21 protein-coding genes are annotated in these 23,890 nt (G+C 71.1%); 14 read left to right on the top strand and 7 right to left on the bottom strand.

The features are described from left to right. Window position 1: 1 nt before the first annotated feature. Both BXA11_RS12130 and BXA11_RS12125 read left to right on the top strand, forming a co-directional pair. Window positions 2-934 (top strand): SCO2521 family protein, encoded by a 933-nt coding sequence (locus BXA11_RS12130; RefSeq protein WP_143734215.1) that lies wholly within the window; start codon window positions 2-4, stop codon window positions 932-934. Between the two features lie 2 nt (window positions 935-936). Continuing rightward, on the top strand, window positions 937-1,917 hold the full coding sequence (locus BXA11_RS12125; RefSeq protein WP_076434602.1) for a hypothetical protein: 981 nt from the start codon (window positions 937-939) through the stop codon (window positions 1,915-1,917). On the opposite strand, the gene BXA11_RS12120 is transcribed toward BXA11_RS12125, so the two are convergent. Continuing rightward, on the bottom strand, window positions 1,880-3,154 hold the full coding sequence (locus tag BXA11_RS12120) for an NAD(P)/FAD-dependent oxidoreductase (protein ID WP_159454769.1): 1,275 nt from the start codon (window positions 3,152-3,154) through the stop codon (window positions 1,880-1,882). The genes BXA11_RS12125 and BXA11_RS12120 overlap by 38 nt on opposite strands. Window positions 3,155-3,564: 410 nt before the next feature. Between BXA11_RS12120 and BXA11_RS12115 the strand changes: the two genes are divergently transcribed. Further along, entirely contained in the window at window positions 3,565-4,356 is a 792-nt protein-coding gene (locus BXA11_RS12115; protein ID WP_076434600.1) for an SDR family NAD(P)-dependent oxidoreductase, read from the top strand. Window positions 4,357-4,388: 32 nt separating this feature from the next. On the opposite strand, the gene BXA11_RS12110 is transcribed toward BXA11_RS12115, so the two are convergent. Then, window positions 4,389-5,957 (bottom strand): glycoside hydrolase family 43 protein, encoded by a 1,569-nt coding sequence (locus tag BXA11_RS12110; RefSeq protein ID WP_076434599.1) that lies wholly within the window; start codon window positions 5,955-5,957, stop codon window positions 4,389-4,391. A gap of 563 nt (window positions 5,958-6,520) precedes the next feature. Between BXA11_RS12110 and BXA11_RS43080 the strand changes: the two genes are divergently transcribed. Together BXA11_RS43080 and BXA11_RS43075 are read left to right on the top strand one after the other, a co-directional pair. Further along, window positions 6,521-6,700, top strand: a complete 180-nt coding sequence (locus tag BXA11_RS43080; RefSeq protein ID WP_076434598.1) for a hypothetical protein — start codon at window positions 6,521-6,523, stop codon at window positions 6,698-6,700. Between the two features lie 63 nt (window positions 6,701-6,763). Next, window positions 6,764-6,940 (top strand): hypothetical protein, encoded by a 177-nt coding sequence (locus BXA11_RS43075; protein ID WP_159454768.1) that lies wholly within the window; start codon window positions 6,764-6,766, stop codon window positions 6,938-6,940. Window positions 6,941-7,059: 119 nt separating this feature from the next. Here BXA11_RS43075 and BXA11_RS43070 read toward each other — a convergent pair whose 3' ends face one another. Together BXA11_RS43070 and BXA11_RS12095 are read right to left on the bottom strand one after the other, a co-directional pair. Beyond that, window positions 7,060-7,200 (bottom strand): hypothetical protein, encoded by a 141-nt coding sequence (locus tag BXA11_RS43070; protein ID WP_159454767.1) that lies wholly within the window; start codon window positions 7,198-7,200, stop codon window positions 7,060-7,062. A gap of 145 nt (window positions 7,201-7,345) precedes the next feature. Beyond that, window positions 7,346-9,253 (bottom strand): sensor histidine kinase, encoded by a 1,908-nt coding sequence (locus BXA11_RS12095; protein WP_076434596.1) that lies wholly within the window; start codon window positions 9,251-9,253, stop codon window positions 7,346-7,348. A 165-nt stretch (window positions 9,254-9,418) separates the two neighbouring features. Here BXA11_RS12095 and BXA11_RS12090 point away from each other — a divergent pair, with 165 nt between their 5' ends. The 5 genes from BXA11_RS12090 (at window position 9,419) to BXA11_RS43065 (ending at window position 13,696) form a co-directional block, all read left to right on the top strand. After that, window positions 9,419-10,024, top strand: coding sequence for a response regulator transcription factor (locus BXA11_RS12090; protein ID WP_076434756.1), 606 nt, complete (start codon window positions 9,419-9,421; stop codon window positions 10,022-10,024). Window positions 10,025-10,305: 281 nt separating this feature from the next. Next, the gene (locus BXA11_RS12085) at window positions 10,306-11,196 is read left to right on the top strand and encodes an alpha/beta hydrolase (protein WP_076434595.1); all 891 of its coding nucleotides are present in this window, start codon (window positions 10,306-10,308) and stop codon (window positions 11,194-11,196) included. Next, a complete protein-coding gene (locus BXA11_RS12080; RefSeq protein ID WP_076434594.1) occupies window positions 11,196-12,221 on the top strand; it encodes an aldo/keto reductase in 1,026 nt (341 codons plus the stop codon). The genes BXA11_RS12085 and BXA11_RS12080 overlap by 1 nt, the downstream gene beginning before the upstream one ends. 58 nt (window positions 12,222-12,279) lie before the next feature. Beyond that, window positions 12,280-13,530: an alpha/beta hydrolase gene (locus BXA11_RS12075; protein ID WP_076434593.1), complete on the top strand. Its 1,251-nt coding sequence runs from the start codon at window positions 12,280-12,282 to the stop codon at window positions 13,528-13,530. A gap of 10 nt (window positions 13,531-13,540) precedes the next feature. Then, a complete protein-coding gene (locus BXA11_RS43065) occupies window positions 13,541-13,696 on the top strand; it encodes a hypothetical protein (protein WP_159454766.1) in 156 nt (51 codons plus the stop codon). Between the two features lie 156 nt (window positions 13,697-13,852). Here the strand turns inward: BXA11_RS43065 and BXA11_RS12070 are convergent, their stop codons facing one another. Continuing rightward, entirely contained in the window at window positions 13,853-15,229 is a 1,377-nt protein-coding gene (locus BXA11_RS12070; RefSeq protein ID WP_076434592.1) for a glycoside hydrolase family 5 protein, read from the bottom strand. A 264-nt stretch (window positions 15,230-15,493) separates the two neighbouring features. On the opposite strand from BXA11_RS12070, the gene BXA11_RS12065 reads away from it, so the two are divergent. Then, window positions 15,494-16,504 carry a LacI family DNA-binding transcriptional regulator gene (locus BXA11_RS12065; RefSeq protein WP_030505548.1) on the top strand — a complete coding sequence of 337 codons (1,011 nt, stop codon included), beginning with the start codon at window positions 15,494-15,496 and terminating at the stop codon, window positions 16,502-16,504. A 168-nt stretch (window positions 16,505-16,672) separates the two neighbouring features. Next, a complete protein-coding gene (locus BXA11_RS12060) occupies window positions 16,673-18,685 on the top strand; it encodes an alpha/beta fold hydrolase (protein WP_076434591.1) in 2,013 nt (670 codons plus the stop codon). A gap of 46 nt (window positions 18,686-18,731) precedes the next feature. Here BXA11_RS12060 and BXA11_RS12055 read toward each other — a convergent pair whose 3' ends face one another. Then, window positions 18,732-19,964 (bottom strand): MFS transporter, encoded by a 1,233-nt coding sequence (locus tag BXA11_RS12055; RefSeq protein WP_159454765.1) that lies wholly within the window; start codon window positions 19,962-19,964, stop codon window positions 18,732-18,734. Window positions 19,965-20,353: 389 nt separating this feature from the next. Here BXA11_RS12055 and BXA11_RS12050 point away from each other — a divergent pair, with 389 nt between their 5' ends. Together BXA11_RS12050 and BXA11_RS12045 are read left to right on the top strand one after the other, a co-directional pair. Beyond that, window positions 20,354-21,250, top strand: a complete 897-nt coding sequence (locus BXA11_RS12050; protein WP_239104959.1) for a copper resistance CopC family protein — start codon at window positions 20,354-20,356, stop codon at window positions 21,248-21,250. Further along, complete coding sequence (locus tag BXA11_RS12045) at window positions 21,247-22,293, top strand: copper resistance D family protein (RefSeq protein WP_076434589.1); 1,047 nt, start codon at window positions 21,247-21,249, stop codon at window positions 22,291-22,293. Before BXA11_RS12050 ends, BXA11_RS12045 begins: the two co-directional genes overlap by 4 nt. Before the next feature lie 184 nt (window positions 22,294-22,477). On the opposite strand, the gene BXA11_RS12040 is transcribed toward BXA11_RS12045, so the two are convergent. Next, a complete protein-coding gene (locus tag BXA11_RS12040; protein WP_076434588.1) occupies window positions 22,478-23,749 on the bottom strand; it encodes a hypothetical protein in 1,272 nt (423 codons plus the stop codon). Between the last annotated feature and the right edge of the window lie 141 nt (window positions 23,750-23,890).

The raw sequence follows: 23,890 nt of genomic DNA, 5'->3' as shown, positions 1-23,890 counted from the left end.
GATGGGGGAAGTCCACACCGGGCTGCTGCAGAACTCGGGGGAGATCTCCGAGTCGACGTGCCGTCAGGTGCTCGGACTCATGGCCGGGGAGACCGTGCGCGTCTCCCGCCGTCCCATCGTCCACGCGCTGTCGCCGGAGCGGCTGACCGGGGTGGACTGCGCGCTGCCCACCGCGTCCCGTTCCCGGGTCAGGGGCGTCGGCACGGTGGTGTCCCGCTGCGCGGTGACCGGGGGCCGGGTGGCCCAGGGATCCTCGTACGTCCGGGTGGTGCGCTCGGACGCCGACCGCAGGCTCCCCTGGTCGCACTACCTGGCCCGGCCGGGGGTCGTGGAGGTCCTGGGCAAGGCGAAGGCGGCCGACCTCGCCGAGGGGTTCACCGGCGACTCCGCGCCCGGCCGCCCCGACGGCGCCTGCCTCGATTTGGGGGCCGTCAGCGGTCGCTTCCTCGACCTCGTGCAGCAGTCCACGCTGCTGGACCGGCGGGCCCCCTTCAAGATCCCGCGTACGAGCCTGCGGTGGGTGGCCGAGACCGGCGAGCCGTCGATCCGCTTCACCCTGCACGCCGAGCAGGAGCGGACGCTGCGCCTGACGCATCCCGGCCCGTTCACCACCGCCGTGGTCGACCTGTGCGAGGACCTGGCGACGCACGACTGGCTGCTGACGTCGCTGCTGGTCATCGTCGAGCGGGCGCGGATCGGCGGGACTCCGGGAGCCCAGGCCGTGGCCCGCCTGGCACCGGCCATCGACCACCTCATGCACCTGTGGATGCCCGCCGCCCGGGTCGAGGAGTGGCTGACGCCCTTCTGGGAGAGCCTGGAGCGGCGCCCGGGGTTCACCCGGCAGTGGCGCTCCCTGGTCGACCGGGTCCGCGACCAGGTCGCGATGAACACTTTGGCCCTGCTCAACGCGACCGCAGATGCCGGACGGAGGTGACCATGACCGGAGCGACACCCGAGCCTTCCCCGTCGCTCGTCCCGAGGATCGTGCGCAAGGTCCTCGTGACGGTGCTCGTGGGCGGCGTGAGCTATTTGGTGAGCAACGCGCTCATCCACGGACCGAACGAGGACCTGTGGAGCCTGCTGCTCGCGACGTTCATCAGCGGCGTCGTCTTCGTCGTGCAGTTCCTCGCCGACGTGGACGACCAGCTCGAGACCGTGCTGCAGGAGCAGCGCAGGCAGCACACGAAGACCCACAACCTGGTGGCCGACAGCTTCTCGAAGATCAACGAAGCGAGCAAGCTGTTCGGCGTCGTGGAGATGTCCGCGCTGGAGACCAGGGGGGTGGCCGAGCTGGTGCAGAACGCCGCCAAGATCCGTGACGACATGCCCGGCCTCGTCAAGAGCCTGGTGCACCACGAGGTCACCCGGATGGCGAAGTTCCTCGGCGAGCTGTCCGACGGCAGGTACGCGCTGTACGAGGGCGAGGACCGCGACTGGCTGCTCGCGCTCGCGCGCAACGCCCGGGTCAGTCTCGACGCGATCAGCCTGACCAGCGTGGACGCCCGCGACACCGAGTTCGAGGGCGGCTTCTGGCACACCGACCTCGGGCAGCGCTACGTCAAGCTGCAGCGCGACCTCGTCCAGCGTGGGGCGCGGGTGCGCCGGGTGTTCGTGGTGGATCGTTCCGAGCGGCTCGACTCCGAGGCGTTCCGCCGGGTGTGGAAGTGGCAGACCACGGTCGGGATCGAGGTGCGCACGCTCCTGCTCGCCGACGCGCCGCCCCTGCTGCGCGGCTCGCTGTCCGACTTCATCCTGTTCGACGGGGTCGTCTACTACGAGTCCAACCCCGCCCCGCAGGTCGGCGACGGCATCGCCCCGGTGATCCACAGCACGGTCCTCGTACAGGACCAGGAGAGGGTGCGCGAGCGGGCCGAGCGGTTCACCGAGCTGTGGGAGGCGGCGACACCGGCGGCGTAGGCGAGACCGGCGTAGACGAGACCGGCGGCGTGGGCGAGACCGGCGGCGCGGCCGGGGCGGACGGAGCCGGTGCGGGCGGGAAGGGGCGGTCGGGCCGGCAGACGGCGAGCAGCTCGCTCTCCCGGGCGCCGGCGGTCCCGCCGACGAGGGCCGCCACCAGCTCCGCCGTGACGGGCGCGAGCGTGACGCCGAGGCCGCTGTGACCGGTCGCCGCCACGACGCGGCCGTGGTCGTCCACGTGGCCGATGACGGGCATGTGGTCGGCGCTGCCCGGCCGCAGTCCGGCCCAGCGCCGGCCGATGGGCCAGGTGGCCGCCCTGGGCATCAGGGCCGCGACGCCCCGCCGGATCTCCTCGATCGCCGCGGCGGTCACCGTCACGTCCCCCACGTTCTCCTCGTAGGTGACGCCGACGGCCACTCTGCCGTCGTGCCGGGGGACGAGATAGGGGAAGTACTCCCGCCCGTCCTCCTTGATCTCCGCGAAGATGTGGTGGCGCAGCGGGTAGGTGCCGGCCCCGGGCGGGCGGACGTCGAAGGCCACGCCCTTGATGGGGAACAGGTGGTCGCGGTGGCTCGGCAGGAAGACCCCGCTCAGGTGGCCGGCCGCGACGACGGCCTGCTCCGCCGACACCCGGCGGCCGTCGTGGAGGTCCACCTCGACTCCGCTCGGCCCGGTCCGCAGGCCGGTGGCGCGCACCGCGCTGAGCACCCGGATCGGCGTGCGCCCCGACAGCACGGCCGTCGCCAGGGCGGCCATGAGCACCCTCGGATCGAGCGCGAGCTCCTCGGGCAGCAGGAAACCGCCGACGACGCGCTCGCTCAGCAGCGGTTCGAGACTCCTGGCGTCGGCCGCGGTCAGCCGCTCGACGGCGAACGGCGAGTTCTTCCACTGCGGCAGCACCTTGGACTCCAGGCGCTCCATCTCGGCCTCGTCCAGCGCGACCTGGATGTCGCCGCCGTCCAGCACCGGGACCTCGACCCCGGAGTCGGCGCGGATCTCCTCCAGCCATCCCGGGTAGGCGTCGCGGCTGCGTTTGATGACGCTGCTGAGCGGGCCGAGGCAGGAGGGCTCCGTCTGGGTCAGGATGCCGCCCATCGCGCCGTCGGAGGCGCCGAGCCCGAGACGCTGCCCCGCGTCCACGAGCACCACGCTCGTGCCGCGCGCGGCGAGCCTGTGCGCGATCGCGCAGCCGATCACGCCACCACCGATGATCACGACGTCGCAGGATTCAGGCACGCGGGCTCCAATTCGCCGTCCCCTCGCTTCGACAGTAGGCGAGGGAGGGCCGTTCATGAAGGTCATACACGGGTGACCTCGCCGAACTGTACCGCGCGGAAATCTTGGCGGCCGGGAAATCCGCGGAGTCGCGACACGGCGCCCCCTTTCCCAGTTATTGGATGACTCGTACAATTGCGGCGCCGGGAGGGAGGGCGGCGTGTCCGCCGCGCCGAAGACCGCCGTGACCAGGGAAAATGATGAGCTCGTCGTCGGCGGGAGAACCCCGGGGCGGCCGCGCGGACCCGCGAATCGGTGGCCAGGGCAAGAGAGCTTTGCGCCGATCTGGGCATGATGAACTCGGTCGGCCGCCGTCTTTGGCGGGCGATGGGCATCGGGGATGAGCCGAAGGCTCAGGCGAGGGGAAACGCGTGAGGAAGACCGCCGTCGTCACGGGAGGAGCGTCGGGGATCGGGCTGGCCGTCGCCGCCGAGCTCGTACGGCGCGGCGTCCACGTGACGATCGCCGACGTCCGGGGGGCCGAGGACGCCGCCAAGGATCTCGGCTGCGCGGGCGTCGTGTGCGACGTCTCCGACGCGCAGGCCGTGCGGGATCTGGTCACCGGGGTGGCGGCCCGGCACGGGCGGCTCGACTTCCTGTTCAACAACGCCGGCATCGCGGTGGGCGGCCGTGCCGAGGAGCTCACGCTCGACCACTGGAACCGGACGATCGACGTGAACCTGCGCGGGGTGGTCCACGGCGTGCACGCGGCGTACCCGCTCATGATCGAGCAGGGCTACGGGCACATCGTCAACACCGCGTCGCTGGCGGGGCTGGCCCCCGCGCCCATGATGCTGCCCTACACGGCGACCAAGCACGCCGTCGTCGGGCTGTCGCTCGCGCTGCGGGCCGAGGCGGCGGCGCAGGGCGTGAAGGTCAGCGTGGTGTGCCCCGGGTTCACCGACACCCCGCTGCTGGACAACGCCAACCCCGGGCTGCCGCAGACCGAGATCGGCCTGCGGGCCCGCACGACGGCCGTGCGGGCCCAGGGCCGCCTGTATCCCGTGGAGTCGCTCGCCCGCGACGTGCTGCGCGGCGTGGCCAGGAACCAGGCGCTCATCGTCGCGCCCGCGTCCGCCCGCGCCACCTGGCGGGCCGTACGGCTCTCGCCCGCCCTGGCGGTGCGGGCGGCCGGCTCCGCCTTCCGCCGCATCATGGGCTGAGTCGCGGCCGGAGGCGCCGGGTCAGGGCCGGGTCACGGGCCGAGCGGCAGGTACTCGAACCAGTCGAACGCGGCGACGTTGGAGCTCGGGCGGCCGTTGGAGCTGGCGTACATGCCGACGTAGGCGCCGGTGAAGCCGCCGGCCACGGCGCTGCTGAGGATCCTGCCGTCCACCGGGTCGCCGAGGTCGGTCCACTCCCCCGCCGCCACCGCGAACCTGGCCTGGTAGGCCTGCCCGCGCGCCTCCACGCCGAGATACAGCCTCCGCTGGCCGGGCACCCGTACGGAGGCGAGCAGGTCGTCGCCGCCCGCCTTCCTGCGGACGAGTTCCAGGCCGCGTACGGTCCGTACGAGCAGCACGTGGTGGTCGTCGTTCTGCACCAGCGCGAGACCGGCGCACTCCCCGGCCGCGGGCGTGAAGTCGAGCGCGGCGTGGACGGCGAAGTCCGTGTGCTGCTGTCTGCGGGCGACCAGGCTCGGGTTGACCCGCTGGGCCAGCGTCTCGGGCCGCAGCCGCAGCCGCAGGCGGCTGTCGCCGAGGCTCCAGTAGGACGTGCGCGGGGTGCGCAGGTGGTTCCAGACGGGCGAGAGCCGGTCGGCGTCGAAGTGGTCGCAGGCGGGGACGGCGGGCCAGCGGTGCTCGGGCAGCGCCGGTCCCGCGGCCACGGGCTCGACCTGCGCGGCGACCGGCCAGCCGTCCTCCCAGGAGACCCGGGTGAGGAACGTCTCCCTGCCCAGGTTGTCGCCCCTCAGGTTGCCGGCGCCGAGGTCGCCCGGGGTGCCGTACGGGCGCGTGGCCAGCAGCACCGTCCACCACTCGCCGTTCTGGGTCTCCACCAGGTCGGCGTGACCCGTGCAGGCGATGGGATGGCCGATGCCGAGATGCCTGTGGGTGAGGATCGGGTTGCGCGGGTTCGGCTCGTACGGCCCGGTGACGTGGTCGGCCCTGGCGACCACGACCGCGTGGTCGTACGACGTGCCGCCCTCCGAGGTCAGCAGGTAGTACCTGCCGCCGATCTTGTACAGGTGCGGTCCCTCGCACCACACCGCGCCCCGCTGGACGGCCTCCCAGACGACCCGCTCCTCGCCACGCGGCTCCAGCGTGGCCGGGTCGAGCTCCAGGAGGTAGACCTCGGTGTCGCCGGGATAGCGGGCCGCCTCCTTCTCCCTGGTGCCGGTGAACCAGAGCCGGCCGTCGTCGTCGAACAGCAGCGAGGGATCCATGCCGCGGGTGCCCGGCAGCCATCGGGGTTCGCTCCAGGGGCCCGCGGGGTCGTCGGCGGTGACGATGAAGTTGCCCCGCCCGTCCACGAGGGTGGTGACGACGTAGAAGACGCCGTCGTGATGCCGGATGGTGGCGGCGTAGACGCCGCCCGAGGGCCGCATGCCGTCCAGGTCGAGCTGGGACGGGCGGTCGAGCACGTGCCCGAGCTGCCGCCAGTTGACCAGGTCGCGGCTGTGGAAGACGGGCACGCCGGGGAACCACTCGAAGCTGGAGGTCACCAGGTAGTAGTCCTCGCCCACCCGGCACACCGATGGGTCGGGGTGGAATCCGGAGATGACGGGGTTCCGGTACTCCCACCCGTCGACTTCGTCGATCATTCGTCCCTTCCTCGAACGTGAAGGGCCCGGTCCCCCATGCGGGGATCCGGGCCGTCCGGCACCGGCACGGTCCGCCAGAGCCTTTCAGCGCAGGGCCTCCCTGCGCCAGGCCCGGTCTGCCGGGCTCCGGTGTCCGATCCCGTGCCGGAGCTCAGTGCGTGAGCCCAGTGCGTGAGCCCAGTGCGTGAGCCCAGCACGTGAGCCCAGCGCGTGAGCTCAGCGCGTGAGCTCAGTGAGCTAATTCCATCCTGTTTCTGCAGGTCGGAGAGGGTGGCCTGGTCCGAGGTGGCGTGATGTCTGCTGGTAGGCGGCGAGGATCATCGCTCTTGATCGTCCGTCATGGGCAAAAGCGGATGTTCCGGGACTCGGCCGCGACGACACGAGACGGATCGTTATCGTCCATATCCGGACGCTTTCATCGGGTAACTGGTGTGTCGCAGGCCGGAGGATGCCCGTGTCGCAGTGGCTGCTGGAGGAGATCACCGCGCCTGGTCTTCACGACCGCGCACGCTGAACTGTGTACGCAGCCGACCGAGACCGAGGACGATCTGGAACGGCTCAGGGTGGCCGAGCAGGTGGTCAAGGAGATCCTGGCCGGGCACGACCAGGCCAGGGAGACAGCCGCTCCGGACGACGACCCTGAGGACGAGGGGGCGGGGTACCCGGTGGCGCTGCCCCCCCGGGACGGTGGCCGAGCCACCGGCCGCAGGCCCGCTGATCCCGCCCCGTCACCGGACTCATGAAGTTCACGATCTCCCCGCCGACTACCAGGCGCTGCTGGGGCGGTGCGCGCCGCCGGTGGCCCGATGATCTGCAAGGCGATCTGTGAGCGGCTCGGGCTGTCTGTCGAGTCGGGACAGGTGGAGGGAGTGCGGGCCAAGCTGAACCGGCTGGCCGAGCGGGGCTGGCTGCGCAAGACCCCCCAGCGGCGCGTTCGCCCCGCTGCCTTGATCAGGCCCGTTAGCGGTGTCTCGAAGCCCTGAAGCCTTGAAGCCCCTGACCAGGGCGTGCCCCCCGGGAAGCCTGGGGTGCGCCCCCGGTAGGGGCCATCGCGGCTTGTGACGACAACACCACAACCCGCCGGGGACGCGCCGTCGCTTGCCTACACCTGCAGCCTACCGCTGTCCACCCAGACCCTGACGTTCCTGGCCGACCTGCCGCGCGGCCACCTGAAGGCGATCGGCTCGCGCCGGCGCACGCCGTCTCCCGACAGGATCGCCGTCATCCCCACCAGCGAGAGCACGCCCTTAGGCCATCACACCAGAGCCATGACACCAGCGAATTCAGGATGAAACGATCTCAATGCTTACGCCCGGCCTGGAACTGCTTCCGGAATGGGTGGCTGTCCAATACGAGCTTGACCGGCTAATCGGCTGGCGTTTCAAGATTCACCCAGGGGTTTCGCCGGCGGGCTGGGGTAAGTGTTGATGACAGCCTGTGGCGAATTCGGCGACCAGTTCGAAGCGGCCGCCCATTTGTGATCCGGCGGTGAGCCGGCCTCCGGTGCGTTCGGCCAAGCCGGTCAGCCCTGATCCGCCAGGGCCTGGTTGCGGAGCTGAGGGCGGGGCTTCGGCGGCTCCATCGTTGACGACGCGCAGCCGGACTGTGTGGCCCACTGAGACGATGGTGATGGTGCAGGTTCGGGCGGTGCTGTGTCGTACGACGTTGGTGATCGCCTCGCGCAATGCCGCAGCCACCGCCGTGTCCACCTCAGGTGGCAGGGGTCCGGGCTCGATGGTGGTGACAGCCCGTATCCCGGCGGCCTCCAGGACGGTGTGCGCTGCGGCCAGCTCCTGGTTCAGGCGTAGCCCCACGGTCGCGTGGGACACTGATTCCAGTTCGGCCCGTGCACGCTCGACCAGTTCGGGCAGCGCGGCCAGTTCGGCGCGGGCGCGTGCCGGGTCGATGTCCAGCAAGCGCTCGCACAGCTCTCCCTTGAGCGCCACCGCCGACAGGCTGAAGGACAACAGGTCGTGCAGGTCGCGGGCGACCCGGGTGCGCTCCTGGATGAGGGCTTCGCGGGTCAGGTCCCGCTGAGCCTGGTGGAGCAGGACCACCAGATTCGACAGCCGGATCAAACCGTAGGAGGCCCAGGTGAGGATGGCCATGGATATCAGGTTCGCCACCATCCCCGCCAGGTTGGAGGCCGGCGGCGGGTAGAAGAAGAGTGAGACGTACAGCGCCACCGCCACACCGGTGATGGCCATGGAGCGCGGCGGCCGCATGCGGGTGAGCACCAGCCCGAGGAAGAAAGGCCACAGACAGGTGAGGAAGACGAGTTCCCAGAGCAGGTAGCCGAACGGTAGGGCGGGGACACCCAGCAGCAGCCCGAGAAGGATCATCTGTTTGCGTGACGGCTTCATCAGCAGCTGGATCACTCCGGCCGCGCACATCAACGGCACCGTCAGGAGCAGTGTCCACGGCCTGTGGTAGGTCACGACGGAGATGACCGCGTGGAGCGATGCCTGGCAGGCGAGCAGCGCGGCCAGCGTGAGGCGCGCCACCTTCGGCGACTCGATCGGCGCCGGCGGAGGGGGCGAAACGCGGTAGCCGGCGGCCGTCGCGCGGATGTCGGCCAGAGCCTGCCGGGCGGTGCCGACGGCCGCGTGGAGCCGGTTCCGTGCGATGTCCGGTTCGGCGTCGACGGCTTGCGCGAGCCGCTCCGAGACCGTCCGCAGGTGCGCGCCGACGACCGCGCCCAGTTCTCCGCCGAGCCGTCGCCGTTCCCGCAGCAGTTCCAACCGCGCCAGATCCCCGCGTGCGGCGTCTAGCCTGGCCGCCATCACCGCCAGGGCGTACAGGCCAAAGATGATCAGACCGTTGGTGGTGGTCTTCAGCGCTCTGATGATCGCCGTCAGCGCGTCGTCGCCAGCCCACAATCCGGCGACGCCCGTGGCGACCAGGATGAGCCCGAACAGCGGCCAGGCGACCCTCCCCCGGAAGGAGCACAGCACCGCGACCGCCAGCGGCCATGGCAGCCACTCCCACTGCGTGCCCGCGACGGCGAACGGCACCGCGTACAGCACCACCAGGGCCGCCAGCAGGCCGTTGCGGACGCGGAGGCCATGCGGACCGGTCAGCAGCGCCACCAGCGGCGGATAGGGAGCCATCGTGACGAGCACGACCAGCCACGCGAGCCCTTGCTCCAACGCCACCATCAGCCGGAAGGCCATGATCAAGCCGAGGGCGGCCCACATCATCGCACGCACCAACCGCAGCCGCGTATCCCGAGCGTCGTTCAACTCGTCGTCCACCGGGTCGTCCTTCACTGCCGCGGCGGCCGAGATCCCCAGCACCTTTCTCCTCCACACCGCCCGACATCGCGAGATGGCCGGAAAATGGACATTAGTGGGACCAATCATCCGGTACCACATGCTTTGCCCGACACCCCAGGGTGCTGGCGTCTTCCTTCAAGGTCAGCCGATGAGGGTCTGTCGGAAGGCCCGGTGGTACTGTTCGGCGTGATCAGGATTCTGCTCGCCGAGGACGTTGAGCTGCTGCGTTCGGCGCTGGTGGGACTGCTGTCCTTGGAAGACGACATCCAGGTGGTCGCGGAGCTCGCCTCGGGCGCGCTCATCGTGCCGACCGCGCTGGAAGTCCAGCCTGACGTGGCCGTGCTCGACATTGACCTGCCTGAGGTGGACGGCTTGACCGCCGCTGAACGGCTCCGCGAGCGGCTGCCCGGGTGCCGGGTGCTGATCCTGACCGGTCTGAACCGGCCGGGCCAGCTCCGCCGGGCGCTCGCCGCTCAGGTGGCAGGGTTCCTGCCCAAAGATGTACGGCACGCCGAGCTGGCCGATGCGATCAGGACCGTGGCCTCGGGCGACCGAGTGCTGGACCCGGCGCTCACAGCTGCGGCGCTGGAGGCGTCGGCAAGTCCCTTGTCACAGCGGGAGACGATGGCGCTCCGCCTGTCGGCCACGGGCGCTTCCCCTGGGGAGATCGCCGAACAGCTCTTCCTCACGCCCGGAACCGTCCGTAACTACCTCACGTCCGCGGCGACGAAACTGGACGCTCGCAATCGCGTCGACGCCATCAGAATCGCCACCGAGGCGGGTTGGATCTGAGGTCGGGACACCTCTGGTCGCCGGTCAACCAAGGTGAGGCCGCCCGTCCCTATGAAAAATTCACATCTCGATAGGTGACGGACACGCTATCGAGCGACACGTCAGATTTGAAAATCTCCTCCCCGGCAGTCCGCACGGCGCCTGGAGGCACCGTTTGAGCCGATAGGACCGCAGAACGTGGTCGGTCCCGGCCATCAGCGGAACGCGGGTCCTGGAGCGATCTCCAGGAAGGTCGCAGTATTCCGCAGGCGATGCCTGCGTGAGCGTGAAGGAGATTCCTGATGTCGATGGAAAAGGTCGAGTTCAGCAGCGATGGGTACCGGCTGGCCGGCGACCTTCACCTGCCCGAGCCCGGGACCGGCCGCGGCGCGGTGGTGCTGACCGGCCCGTTCTCCGGGGTGAGGGACCAGGTCACCGGTTACTACGCGGAGCGGTTCGCGCAGCGCGGATATGTGGCCCTGGCCTTCGACCACCGCAACTGGGGTGACAGCGAGGGCGAACCTCGTCAGCACGAGGACGCCTCCGCGAAGGTCTCGGATCTGCGCAACGCGGTCAGCTTCCTGGCCGCCCGGCCGGAGGTCGACTCCGACAAGATCGCGTTGTGTGGGGTGTGCCTGGGCGGGATCTACTCGGTGCAGCTCGCCGCGTTCGACCCCCGGGTCAAGGCCGTCGCGTTGATCGCGGCCGCCTACAACAACCCCGAGCTGATCCGTGATCGGTTCGGCGCGGAGAACTTTGCGGCGCTGATGGCCCAGTTCGCGCAGATAGCGCAGCGGCAGTCCGAGACCGGTGAGATCGAGTACTGGCCCGCCGTCAATCCCGAAGGCATGCCCGCGGGGAACCCCGGCCCGGAACCGTTCGACTACTACGGGACGGAGCGAGGGGCCCGGCCTGGTTGGGAGAACCGCTGCACCGCGCTCTCGGTGCTGCAGGAGCTGACACTGGACGTCGACTCCTTCCTGCCGCTGGTCTCCGCTCCTCTGTTGATCGTGCACGGCACCGGTGACCAGGCCATTCCCGTGGCGGACGCGCAAGCCGCCTTCGAGGCGGCGCCCGAGCCCAAGGAACTCTTCCTGCTCGACACTGGCAACCACATCGAGTTGTACGACGACGACCGCTACGTACTTCCTGCCATCGACTGGACTGTTTCGTTCTTCGACAGGAGCATGTGATGCGTTACCGACTGCTTGGCCGCACCGGTCTGCGAGTGTCGGAAATGTTCCTGGGAACGATGACCTTCGGACAAGAGTGGGGATGGGGCGCCTCCGTCGACGAGTGCCGCAAGATGTTCACCGCCTACGCCGAAGCGGGCGGGAACGTGATCGACACCGCCAACCGGTACACCGAGGGCAGCAGCGAGCGGATCGTCGGAGAACTGCTCGGCTCCGACCGCGACCGCTTCGTGCTGGCCACGAAGTACACCCTGACCATGGACGGTACCGACCCCAACGCCGGCGGCAACCACCGGAAAAATCTGGTCCGTTCGGTCGAGGCCAGCCTGCAGCGGCTGGGCACCGGCTACCTCGACCTCCTGTGGGTGCACATCTGGGATCCCAACACGCCCATCGAGGAGACCATGCGGGCTCTCGACGATCTTGTACGGGCGGGCAAGATACTGTACGTCGGGATCTCCGATGCGCCCGCCTGGCTGATCGCCCGGGCGAACACCATTGCCGAGTTCCGCGGATGGACGCCGTTCGCCGGCCTCCAATTGCCCTACAGCCTCGTCAAGCGCGACATCGAGAGGGAACTGCTGCCCATGGCCGCGGCCCTGGAACTGTCGGTGGCCGCGTGGTCGCCGCTGGCCGGAGGCATCCTGTCCGGCAAGTTCACCAGGTCCAGTGCCGACGGCCCCTTCCGGGTCGAGCGAGCCACCGTCTCCGAACGCGACCTGGCCATCGCCCGTACGGTGGACGCCGTGGCCGACGAACTCGACGTTTCCTCGTCGCAGGTCGCCATCGCCTGGACGCGAGCGCACCGGCCCTGGATCCACCCGATCCTCGGCGCCCGCACCCTGGACCAGCTGACCGACAACCTCTCCGCGATCGACCTGGAACTGCCCGAAGAGGCGGTGAACCGACTGGAGGAGGCCGGCGCCATCGAACTGGGCTTCCCGATGGAGTTCATCTTGGACACCACGGTCGACTTCGTGTACGGACCCAGCGGAAAGCAGGTCGACGGACGCCAGGCCGGATGACAGGGCGCAAGGTTCTGTTCGTCCCCCCTGACCAACCCCTAATGAAGAGGAGCCTCCCATGAGGTCCATTCGTCATGCCCTGCTGACCGGCGTCCGCCGGCTCTCAGCGGCCGCCGCGGCCGGTGCCGTCCTGATCACCGCGCCTGCCACCGGCGCGAATGCCGATGATTGCGACCAGGCCTGCCAGATCGACTGGGCCTGGACCGCCCAGCGGCAGAACGCCCTGCCTCGCACCGCCTTCTACGATGCGCCCGACCCGCTGCCATGGGCACCGAGCGGGACCCTGATCCGCACAGAGACCACCTCTGACTACGTGGTGGAGGACAAGCCGATTGAAGCCGTTCGCGTGCTGTACCACTCCCGTACCTCCCGGGGCCGGGACGTGGCGGCCTCCGGCGTCGTCCTGGTGCCGCAGGACCGCCCGCGCCCGGTCGGTGGCTGGAAGGTGGTCGTGGACGCGCACGGTGCCAGCGGCATCGCGGCGGGCTGTGCGCCGTCGCTGATGCGGGACCTCTACCACGGCAACCAGATGGTCCGATTCCTGGAGCAAGGGTACGCGGTGGTCGCCCCGGACTACGCGGGCCTGGGCACGACCGGCCGTCCGGAACTGCTGAACAAGACCGCCGCGGCGGAGGACATCGCCGGGGCGGTACGGTCCGCGCGCCAGGCGGTGTCAGGCCTGTCGGGCGAGTGGGTGTTGTGGGGCCACTCTCAGGGCGGCGGCGCCGCACTCAGCTTCGCCGAACGCCAGCTGACGCGTCCGGTGCCGGGTTACCGGGGCGTGGTCGTCACCTCGCCCGCCGCCGACCTGCCCACACTGGCCGCCCACGTCGCCACGACCGTCCCGTACGGCGGATTCGCCCCACTGCTGGCCCAAGGCGCTGCCTACAGCGACCAGGTGATCGACGTCGGACGCCTGCTGACCCCGGTCACCGTGGCCCGCATGGACGGTGCCCGGAACGGCTGTCTGGGCGTGACCACCACGGTGTATGGAGATCTGACCGGGCCGGCACTGATCCAGCCGGGCTACTCCAGTGACCCACACTTCACCCGATACCTGCGCGACAACAGCGTCGGTCAGAAGCGGGTCGCCGGCCCGGTGCTGTTCCTGCAAGGCGGCGCGGACACCGTCACCCCCGAATCGGTCAACGCCAAGGTCGCCGCCGAACTCCGCAGCACCGGCTCGCAGGTCACCTACCGCGTCTACGACGGACTGGAGCACGACAGCTATGGTGCTGCGACCGGGATCGACGACGGCGCGATGGCTGACATCCTCGCCTGGGTCGGGGCCCGCTTCGCCGGCCGCTGAAGCCCTGCGGGTGTCGACCACCGGCCTGCGGCCCGGCGCGGTGGTCAACTTCACCGCGGGCGTGGCCGTGAGCTTTCCGGTCCAGGAGGTCTGCGAGCCGCGGGAGGCGTCCGTGACCGCCACGACGACGTCGGTTCCGATCGGCAGCCGCGCCTCCACCCGGTAGCCGACGGTCGTCTTCCGCACGGCCACGTCGACGCCGCGCGGGTGGCCGCCGTCGCGCCGGGCGGCCGCGGCAGCGGGACGTCCTGCAAGTGGACGCAGGACTACCGCGGCCGCCCGGTGAAGGAGGCTGCGCATCGGGGGGTCTCCTCGTTCCGCGCTAGCGCGCGGCCAGGTTGTCGGTGAGAAGCCGGATCAGGGGCTCCCGCCGGGTGCAGTTGGACAGGGCGAAGGAGTCGGCGAGCGCGAGCAGTTCGTCGTCGTCCAGCCCGCGGAACAGCTCGGCGTACTCGGGCAGCAGCGCCTGGGCGATCAGGATGTGCCGGACCAGGTCGTCGGTCTGGTAGCGGGCGCCCCACGGGTAAGGGTCCCAGGACGGGAACTCCGTGTCGATCAGCCGGTGCAGCGGCGCGAGCTCGCTCGCCGTCTCCTCCATCGTCGAGCCCCACCGGTCGGCGCCGAGTCGCTTCTTCTTCGCGATGAACGGCCCGAACCGCTCCATGTAGGACCCGCCGCCAGAGACCAGGCCCTGCAGGCCGACGTCCTTGTAGGTCCAGATGGACCAGCCGGCCTCGTGCGCGTCGAAGATCTCCAGCTGGTCGCGCAGGATCTGGTAGCGCTGCTCGTCCACCATGGGGTCGCCGGTGTAGACGGGCCCGAACTCGCCGACCCAGATCGGCGTGCCGGTCTCCCGCTGGAAGGCGGTGCGGCGGGCGAAGGTGCGCTCCAGCTCTTCGCGGTCGCACCACTCGCCGCGCGTGTATCCGGGGTACGGCCCGCCGTGGGCGAAGCCGGCCAGCGCGTAGTCGTGGCAGACGAACACGGTGTTCTCGTAGACCTCGCGGAACACCGAGAAGTCGGTCGAGTAGGTGTTCCCGTCGAGGAACAGCACGTGAGCGGGGTCGACGGCGCGCAGCGCCTTGACCAGGCGGTCGTAGAAGGGCCCGACCACCTGGCCGCTCGGGTCGGCCGGCTCGTTGATCGGGTTGTAGCCCGCCACCCACGGGTTGTCCTTGTAGTGGTCGGCCATCGCCTCCCACAGGTGCACCGCCCGGTCCTGGAAGTGCCGGTGCTGCCAGAAGGAGGCGACGTGGGTGGGGTTGTCGGAGTGCCAGTGCTGGTTCTGGGCTCCCGGGAGCGCGTGCAGGTCGATGACGCTGTAGATGCCCCGCTCCCCGAGCATCCCGACGACCCGGTCGAGGTGGCGGAAGCCGCGCTCGGCGATCTCCATCGGACGGTCGTCCGCCTCGAAGTGGCGGTAATTCACCGGAATCCGCACGCAATTGACACCGACGTCCCGCAGGAGATCGGCGTCGGCCTCGGTGAAGAACGAAGTCAGGAAGCGATCGAAGAACATCTCGTAACGATCCTCACCGAGCACCTCCCGCACCGCCGCGCGCATCGAGGACTCGTCGGCCGGGTAGCCGGTGATGAAGTTCTCCATGTTGAGCCAGCCGCCAAGGCCGGTTCCCCGCAGCCTGACCGGGTCGCCCGCCTCGTCCACCAGCCGGGATCCGGACACGCGCAGCAGCGTCATCGACTCTCCTCAATCCTCGAAACCGGCGAATCCTCGAATTCAGGCGGCGTGGCCGGAGAGCGTCGGCCCCCGACTTCTCCTCGCTACCCGTTGTTGGCAGTCGCGCTGAAAGTTTCGGTCAAAATCCGAATGTTTCGTGGTCCGGAGAATAAGTAAAGCTGAGGTTAAGCGTCAAGGGCGCTTACGGCTTGATCACGGCGGTCCAGCGTCTCATCAGCGGGAACCGGTTCAGGTACCCCGAAACTTTCGGCTACGATCTGCATCATGCCAGTGAAGAGGCGGGTGACCATCGCCCAGATAGCGGAGGAGGCCGGAGTCTCCGTTCCGACCGTGTCCAAGGTGATCAACGGCCGTCCCGAGGTGGCGCCGGAGACCCGCCAGCGGGTGGAGCGCCTCCTGCAGAAGCACGGCTACCAGCGCAGGACGGGGCAGGGCGACGGCCCGGTCGGTTTACTGGACCTGGTCTTCGCCGAGATCGAGAGCCCGTGGGCCATGGAGCTGGTGCGCGGGGCCGAGCAGGCGGCACACGAGGCCGCCGCGAGCGTGGTGATCTCCGTGCTGCACACGCACGCAGGTCCCGGCCGTGACTGGCTGGAGCGCATCGCGGCGCGGCGCACCGACGGTGTGATCATCGTCAGCTCCCGGCTCTCGGTGCGCCAGCAGGGCCAGCTCAGCGCCCGATCGATCCCGTTCGTCGTCGTCGACCCCGAGGGCGAGCCGCCGCCCGGAGTGGCGTCGGTCGGCGCGACCAACTGGCACGGCGGCCTCGCGGCCACGCGCCACCTTCTCGACCTCGGCCACACCCGGATCGGCATGATCGGCGGTCCGCCCGACATGCTGTGCAGCCGGGCCAGGATCGACGGCTACCGCGCCGCGCTCGAGACCGCCGGGGTGTCCATCGACCCCGAGCTCATCCGCTACGGCGACTTCCTGGTCAACTCGGGCCACGACGCCGGCCACGCGCTGCTCTCGCTGGACAGGCCCCCGACCGCCATCTTCGCCGGCAGCGACATGCAGGCGTTCGGCGTGTTCGAGGCGGCCCGGCAGCGGGGCCTGCGGGTGCCCGAGGACCTCAGCGTGGTCGGCTTCGACGACCTGCCGCTGTCGCGGTCCGCGTGGCCGCCGCTGACCACCGTGCGCCAGCCCCTGGAGGAGATGGCCGCGCTGGCGGCGCGGATGGTGCTGGCCATGGGCCGGGGCGAGAACACCGAGGCCCGCCGCGTCGAGCTGTCCACCGACCTGGTGGTCCGGGAGAGCACCGCACGACCCCGGTGAAGCCGAGGCGCCCCCATGATCGTCCAAAATGGGAGGGCTTGGACGAATGGGGGCGGGATGGCCGACGAACGCGCTAAGGTTTCTGCGGATATCGCCGGGTTCGCGGGACGGGGCTGACGGTTGCGGAGTTCGCGTGGAGCGGCCGTCACGGCATTCGCCGCGGCGCTCATGCTTCTGGGAGGTTCCGGGTCGGCGGCCCTCGCGGCGCCGGTCCGCGACGTGGACACGACCGTGCACGCCGGGACCGTGAAAGCCGGCACGGTGCAGGTCGACACAGCGCAGGCCGGCACGGCGCAGGCCGCGCCGGAACGGGGCGGGGTGGTTCCGGGCAGGCGAGCGGCCGAGGCGCCGCCGGTCGAGGAGCATCCCTGTCCTGTCGCCGTGCCGTCCGGCACGACCTGCGGATACCTTCTCGTCCCCGAGCGGCGTGACGTCCCCAACAGCAGGACCATCAAGGTCGGCTACGCGGTGCACCGGGCGTCGCAGTCCGCGGGACAGGCGGCCGACCCGGTCGTCTACATGAGCGGCGGGCCGGGATCGGCCTCGCTCCAGCTCACCGGGTTCCTCTCCCAGATGTTCCCCGGCCGCGACGTGGTCGTCCTCGAACAGCGCGGCGGGCGTTACTCCGAGCCCCGGCTGAGCTGCCCCGAGATCGTCCGCGGGGTCGTCGACACCCTGACCACGCCCGGGCCCACGTCGGCCGAGACCGCCCCGCTCGCCCGGCAGGCGCTGGCCTGCCAGTCGCGTCTGGAGGCCCAGCACGTCGACCTGCGCGGCTACCAGACCGCCGAGATAGCGTCCGACGTCGTGGACCTGCGGGCCGCGCTCGGCTACTCGCAGTGGTACCTGTTCGGCGTCAGCTACTCCACCCGTCCGATGCTGCTGGCGGCGGCACGCGACACGCGGGGCACCCGAGGAATCGTGCTCGACTCGCTGCTTCCGGCGGGCGCCCGCTGGTATGACGAGTCGTCCGCCGCGCTCTCGGCGACGATGACCAAGCTGGGGGTCGCCGCCCGGTTCGACGCCATGGTGAAAGCGCTCAACGCGCACCCCGCGACGTACGAGACCGTGGACCCGCTGACCCGCAAGCGGCTGACGGTTCATCTCAACGGGGACGACGTGGCGACGATCCTCGGCGAGGCGCTGCACGAGACCGACGTCATCCCGATCATTCCGGCCCTCGTGGACGGGCTGGCCTCCGGGCACACCGAGCTGCTGCAGCCCCTGGTGGACGCCGCCGGCGACGGGCTGACCTCGCACGAGTGGGGCCTGTACTACGCCGTCCAGTGCCAGGACGAGACGCCGTACAACTCCTTCCCCAAGGCGCGGGGACCCCGGCTGTTCACGGGGGTCGTCGACGCGGCGGTCTGCGACACCTGGGATCTGCCCGCCGCGTGGGCGGAACCCGATCTCCTGACGCCGGGCGCGTCGGTCACCTCAGTCGTGTCGAACCGCGTCCCCTCGGAAGGGGCCTCCGCGGAAGGGGCGACACCGGAGGGAGCGTCCTCTGACGGCTCTGCGCCTGAGAGAGTGCCGTCAGAGGGGGCGACACCGCCGGTCCTGGTGCTCGGCGGCCAGTACGACCCCACCACCCCGCCGGAGGCCGCCAGGCAGGCGGTGGCAGCCGTGCCGGGAGCGCGGTTCGCCGAGTTCGCCGGGGTCGGGCACGCCGTCTTCCTGTCGAGCGCCTGCGGCCGCCAGACGATCGCCGCGTTCCTCGACGACCCGGCCGCGACGGCTCGCGCGTGCGACCCGGGCAAGGCGCCGTACCCCATCGTGCGTCCGGGCGGCCTGCTCCTCACGTCGTCGGCCTACCGGCTGTCCCGGTCGCCGATCCCGCTGGCCGTTCCCGCGGTCTTCCTGCTCGTGTCGGCCGTCCAGCTCGTCGCGGGCCTGGTGTCCCTGCTGCGTCGGCGCGGCGGCGGGCTGAGCGCGCTCGCGGGCCTGGCGGGGGTCGCGCTGTGCGCGCTGTCCGCCCTCAGCCTGTCGGCGATCCAGGACTGGACCACGCTCGCGATCGGGGTGCCGCACGCCCTGGCCTGGTACGGCCTGCTGGCCCTGGTCTCCACCGGGCTGTCGATCGTCGAGGCGTTCCGGCTGAACGCCGCCGCCGCCCGGATCGTCCCCGCCCTGACCGGCCTCGCGTTGCTCGCCTGGTTGTACGGCTGGCTGCTGTCCTGATCACGCTCGCCTCACCGGCTGGTCCGGCTCACGCCCCGGGACGTTCTCATCCGTCCGCGGCGAGGCCCCGGGCACGGCGGGCGACGTACCTCGTGACCAGCAGCATCCCGCCGACCGAGGCCAGCGTGCCGGCGGCGATGACCGGCACGACCGCCCCGAACCCGGAGGCCCCGGCGACGAAGCCGAACAGCGGAGGCCCGACGAGCGAGCCCAGGCTGCCCATCTGGGCCACCATCCCGGTGCCCACGTCGGCATGGTCGAGGCGCTCAAGCACGAAGGGGAGGGTGGCGAAGGCGAAGGCGCCCAGCAGCCCGTTCTCCAGGGAGACGATCCCCGCGCCGGTCGCCGCGGTGGCGAGCGGAGCGTCCGCGCCGTAGGCGAGCCAGGCGGCCGGTACGACCAGCAGCCCGGACACGGCGAGCCAGGCGAGCGGCACGCCCCGCCGGAGCAGGACGCCCACGGACAGCCCGCCGACGACACCGGCGAACGAGATGGCCGAGGTCAGCGCGCCGGCGGCTCCTGCCGAGCTCGCATGCTCGTCGATCAGGAGCGTGGGCAGCAGCACGACCACCGGCATCGTCACCAGCACCATCAGGCAGAAACACACGGTGAGCAGCGCGGGCCACGCCAGCGCCCGCGCACCGGGCATGGGCCCGGCGGCCGCCCCGGAGGCGGACGTCCGCGGCAATCGCACCCGGACGGCCACCGTCATCAGCAGCGTCAGCCCCGCGATCAGCAGCACCCAGCCGCGCCAGCCGAAGGCCTCGCCGGCGGCGCCGCCCGCGAGCGTGCTCAGTCCGATGCCGACGGGGACGAACGTCGCCCAGACCGACAGGGCGAGCCCCCGGTCCCGTTCCTCGGCGAGCTGGAGGATCAGCGCCGGGCAGGCGATGGAGACCACGAGATAGCCGGCGCCCTCGGCGACGCGGGCGGCCAGCAGCCAGCCGAAGCTCCCCGCGGCCGTGCTCAGCGCGCTCGCCGCCACCATCAGCGCCAGGGCGGCGACCAGCGACCTGCCCGTGCCGAACCGGCGGACCAGATAGCCGGCGGGAAGTCCGGCGACCGCGCCCACCCCGACCACCGCCGAGATCGCCCAGCCCAGCTGCGACAACGACAGCCCGAGCTCGCCGGCCATCGACGGCCCGACCGCGGAGAACTTGCCGTAACTCATCGCCGCCACAACGCCGGCGAGGTAGATGACGAGGATCGTCAGCCACGGCGAGCGCCGTGTCGGCACCTCGCTCCGCCCGGATCCGCCCACGGTCCGGCTGGGGGTCATGAGCTCCTCCTCCACGGCGGCCGTCACGACGCACGTACGGCGCCGAATGCCGGATCCGGCCGTCGTCCACTCAATCAGGGAAATGCGCACGCTGCCCGGCAGATCACCCGAAACGATCGTTTCAGGCACGGTCCGCAGCCGTCGCCGGGTCGCCGCGCGGCATGCGCGGCCCTCGATCAATGGGACCATGGCTGGGTCGGCGCCCGGCAAAAAGGAAGGCAAGACAGGTGGACCAGGTCGCCTGGATGTGCAAGGACGCCCCACCCACGCTCGGCGGTCGGCGAACGACCGGACGGACCGCACCGCCCCCGGCGGCCGCGCGCGCCGTCCCACCACGCACCCGTCCGCGGATGCTCACCGCGCCGCACGGCCGTCCACGGACACTGGCGATGGCGCACGGCCGTCTCCGGGCGCTGGTCATGCCGCGCGGCCGTCTGCGGATGCTCGCCGTGCCGCTGCTGGCCCTGCTCTCGGTGATGCTGGTCGCGACGCCCGCGCGGGCTCACGACGTGCTCGTCGCCAGCGACCCCAAGGACGGCGCGGTCCTCGGCGCCATGCCCGCCTCCGTGACACTCACCTTCGACCAGGCCGTACGCCGCGACTTCGCGCGGATCGCCGTCACCGGGCCGGACGGCGCGCACTTCGAGCAGGGCGAGATCACGGTGGACGGCAGGAACGTCTCCATCGGCGTACGGACGGGCACCCCCGCGGGGGCGTACGCGATCGGCTACCGCATCGTGTCGAACGACGGCCACCCGGTCACCGGCGCCGTGAAGTTCACCGTGACCGGCGGCGGCGCGGCTCCCGGTGCGGTCACCGCGCCGACGGTCACCCCCGCGACCGGCACGGCGACGACCGGCGCGGGAACGACCGGTCAGGGTGGCGGTAGCTGGGTGTGGGGGCTGCTGGTCGTCACCGCCGCCCTGCTGGCGCTGTGCGCCCGCGTGCTCGTGCGGCACGACCGTCGCCTGCGCGACGGGGCGATCCCGGCTCCCGCGGCCGCGGGGACGCCGCGAGCGGCCTCTCCGGGCGCCCCGGACCCGTCGGGCACAGATCACTCAGGCGCGGATCACTCAGGCGCGGATCACTTGGGCGCGGATCACTTGGGCGCAGAGCCGTCGGCGACAGAGGCGCCGGAAACCGAGTCGTCGGGCGCACCCGCGTCTGAGGCAGAGGCGGCCGGCACCTCGAATGCGGACTCCGGCGCGGAGGACACGGCAACCGGACGCTCCACCGCCGCCGGGACCGGCGCCGGAAGCTCCCCGGCCTCGGGCGGCGCCGCGTGACCACGACCTCGGAACCCCACGTCTCGGCGGGCCGGTCCGGCCCCGGGGCCGCGCACGCCCGCGCCCGGGTCCCGGTTGCGGGGCTGACCGCCGGCGCCCTGCTCGCGGTCGTGATCGCGACCTGGCTCACGCTGCCCGGAAGGGTGCCCGGACTGCCCATGCCGGGCACAATCGTGGAGTACGGACTGCCGGTCGTCCGGCTCGTGCTCGACCTGGCCGCCACCGCGACCATCGGGCTCAGCCTGCTCCCCAAGCTCCTCGGCTTCGACGACCCGGACCGGACCGAGCCGGTCGCCGCCAGAGCCCGGCACTGGGCGGTGCTGTTCTCGCTGGTCTGGTGCGCGGCCGCGCTGGTGTCGGCCGTCCTCAGCGCCGCCGAGCTCACCCCCGGCGCGTTCCCCGACGTGGCTGCGTACGTCGATGGCATCGGCGCAGGGCAGGGCATGATCGTGAGCGCGTCGTGCGCCCTGGCCAGCGCCGCCGTGGGAATGCTCGCGGTGCGGTTCGGCGAGAAGGTGCCGGCCGAGCTGCGGGTGCTCGTCGCCGGATTCGGGCTGCTGCCGCTCCCGGTCACCGGCCACGCCTCGAACTGGTACTGGCACGACCTCAGCATGGTCTCGATGGAGCTGCACGTCATCGGGGCCTGCGCCTGGGTGGGCGGCCTGGTCGCGCTCGCCGTCCTGCTGCCGCGCCATCGCGATCTGCTCGCCGGCACGCTGCCCCGGTTCTCCCGGCTGGCGACGTACGCGCTGGTCGTCGTGGGGCTGTCCGGGCTCTTCAACGGCCTGGTGGAGCTACTGCTCACGCCCGGCGAGAGTTTCCCCGCATCGCTGGTCACGACGGGGTACGGGCGGCTCGTCGTCGCCAAGGCGGTGTTCACTGCAGTGATCGCACTGCTGGGGGGCAACATCCGCTGGCGGCTGCTGCCGGCGGTCACACGTCAGGCCCCGACGGCGTTCGCCGCCTGGGCGGCTCTGGAACTCACCGTGATGGGTCTCGCGTTCGGCGTCGCGGTGACACTGACCAAGACCCCGGTCGCCTGACCCACCGCGCCTGCCTGCCGCACTGCCCACCGCCGTGCCCACTGCCCTGCCCACCGTACTGCCTGCCGCACTGCCTGCCGCCCTGCCTGCCGGCCCGGGCGCGGCCACCGCCCCCGAGACGCCGAGAGCCGCCCCCCGGGGAGGGAGCGGCTCAGGAGAGGCGGGTGAGCGCGGGCGCGGGCCGTCAGGCGGTCGGCTCGGACACGGCGGCGGGCGCGGGGGTCGCCTCGGACTCCGCCTCCGGCGCGGCATCGCGAGACGCGCCGGGCTCGGCCGTGATCTCCCTGTCCGCGGGCCGCGCCTCCGCGGCGATCCGGTCCTCCGCGGCGGCGGCCGTCAGCCCCCTGCGGCCGGCGAACCACTCCACCGCGTACCACACGACGACCAGCCCGGCGAGCGCCACCGGCCAGGCCTCAGGCGCGTACGGCGGGGCTTCGAGCACCCGGTCCTGCACCAGCAGCCCTCCGTACACCCCGGCGATGGCGAGCACCGCGCCCACGAGCGGCCGGAGGTGCCTGATCGGCACCAGGAAGGCCAGGTCGACGCCGAGTCCGGCGAGCAGGAGGAAGAACGGGATGGTCGAGGGCGGGAACCCGCCACCGACGAGCAGGGGCCAGATCAGGCACCGGTAGGCCACGTACACCCCGGCGATCGCGGTGGCGGTGTAGCGGCGGCCGACCATGACGCGGGCGAAGACCAGGACCGCGACGCCCATCACCCCCGCGTACACGGCGTAGACGACGTCCGGGATCGGCAGCGAGAACTTGAGCACCATGGCGCGGTCGACGGCCTGGCCCATCTGGTTGGCCGCGAACTCGAGCAGCGTCGGCTCGGCGTACGGCTGTCCGCGGTCCCAGGAGGCCAGCTCCAGCACGCCGTACTCCTGCTGCAGCTCGGGGAAGTGCACGTTCTCCAGGAGGAACGCGAACAGGCCGCCCAGCACCAGCGCGCGCCGGCCGCGGGTGATCTCGGCGTAACGGCCCGAGCCGAGGTACCAGCCGCGGATCGCTCCGACGAGCATCAGCGCGGTGCCGATGTACAGCAGCGCGTGGGAGGGGCTCCACGCGGTGATGTCGATCCCGTTGACCCGGTGGTTGATCAGGTCGAGCGGGATCGCGATGAGGAAGACCCCGGTGCCCCACACGATGAGGCGGGAGGCCGTGCGGTCCACCCCGTAGCCGGTGTACCAGTGCACGATAGTCAGCGCCACGGCGATCACCGTGCCGACCGTGTTGAGCAGGTGCGGCGGGGCCAGGTCGTCGCGGAGCCACTTGAAGTGCCACGACACGTCCCAGCTCGATCCGAGCACCTTGAGGACGAACGCCGCGAGCCAGCCCAGGTAGAGCACCCGGAAAAGGTCCTGCGGCGTCTGCCGGCCCGCCTCCCCCCGCGTCCAGTACGGAAGAGCCCACTCGATCGCGCGAGCGGGAATCTGCTTGAGCGGCGTTCCATTCACCCGCGAAATGATGCCGTTCCCTATGGTGGGGCGCAATCAGGGATTACCCCGATGCATCATCACGATTCATGCGCGGACCGGCTCCGCGCACGCCGTCGCGGCAGTTATCCACAGGTGCGAGGGCTCCTCAGCGGTCTCTCA

Source organism: Microbispora rosea (assembly GCF_900156315.1).
Taxonomy (GTDB): domain Bacteria; phylum Actinomycetota; class Actinomycetes; order Streptosporangiales; family Streptosporangiaceae; genus Microbispora; species Microbispora rosea.
The sequence above is the reverse complement of the archived record's forward strand: the minus strand, read 5'-3'. Positions and strand labels throughout refer to the sequence as shown.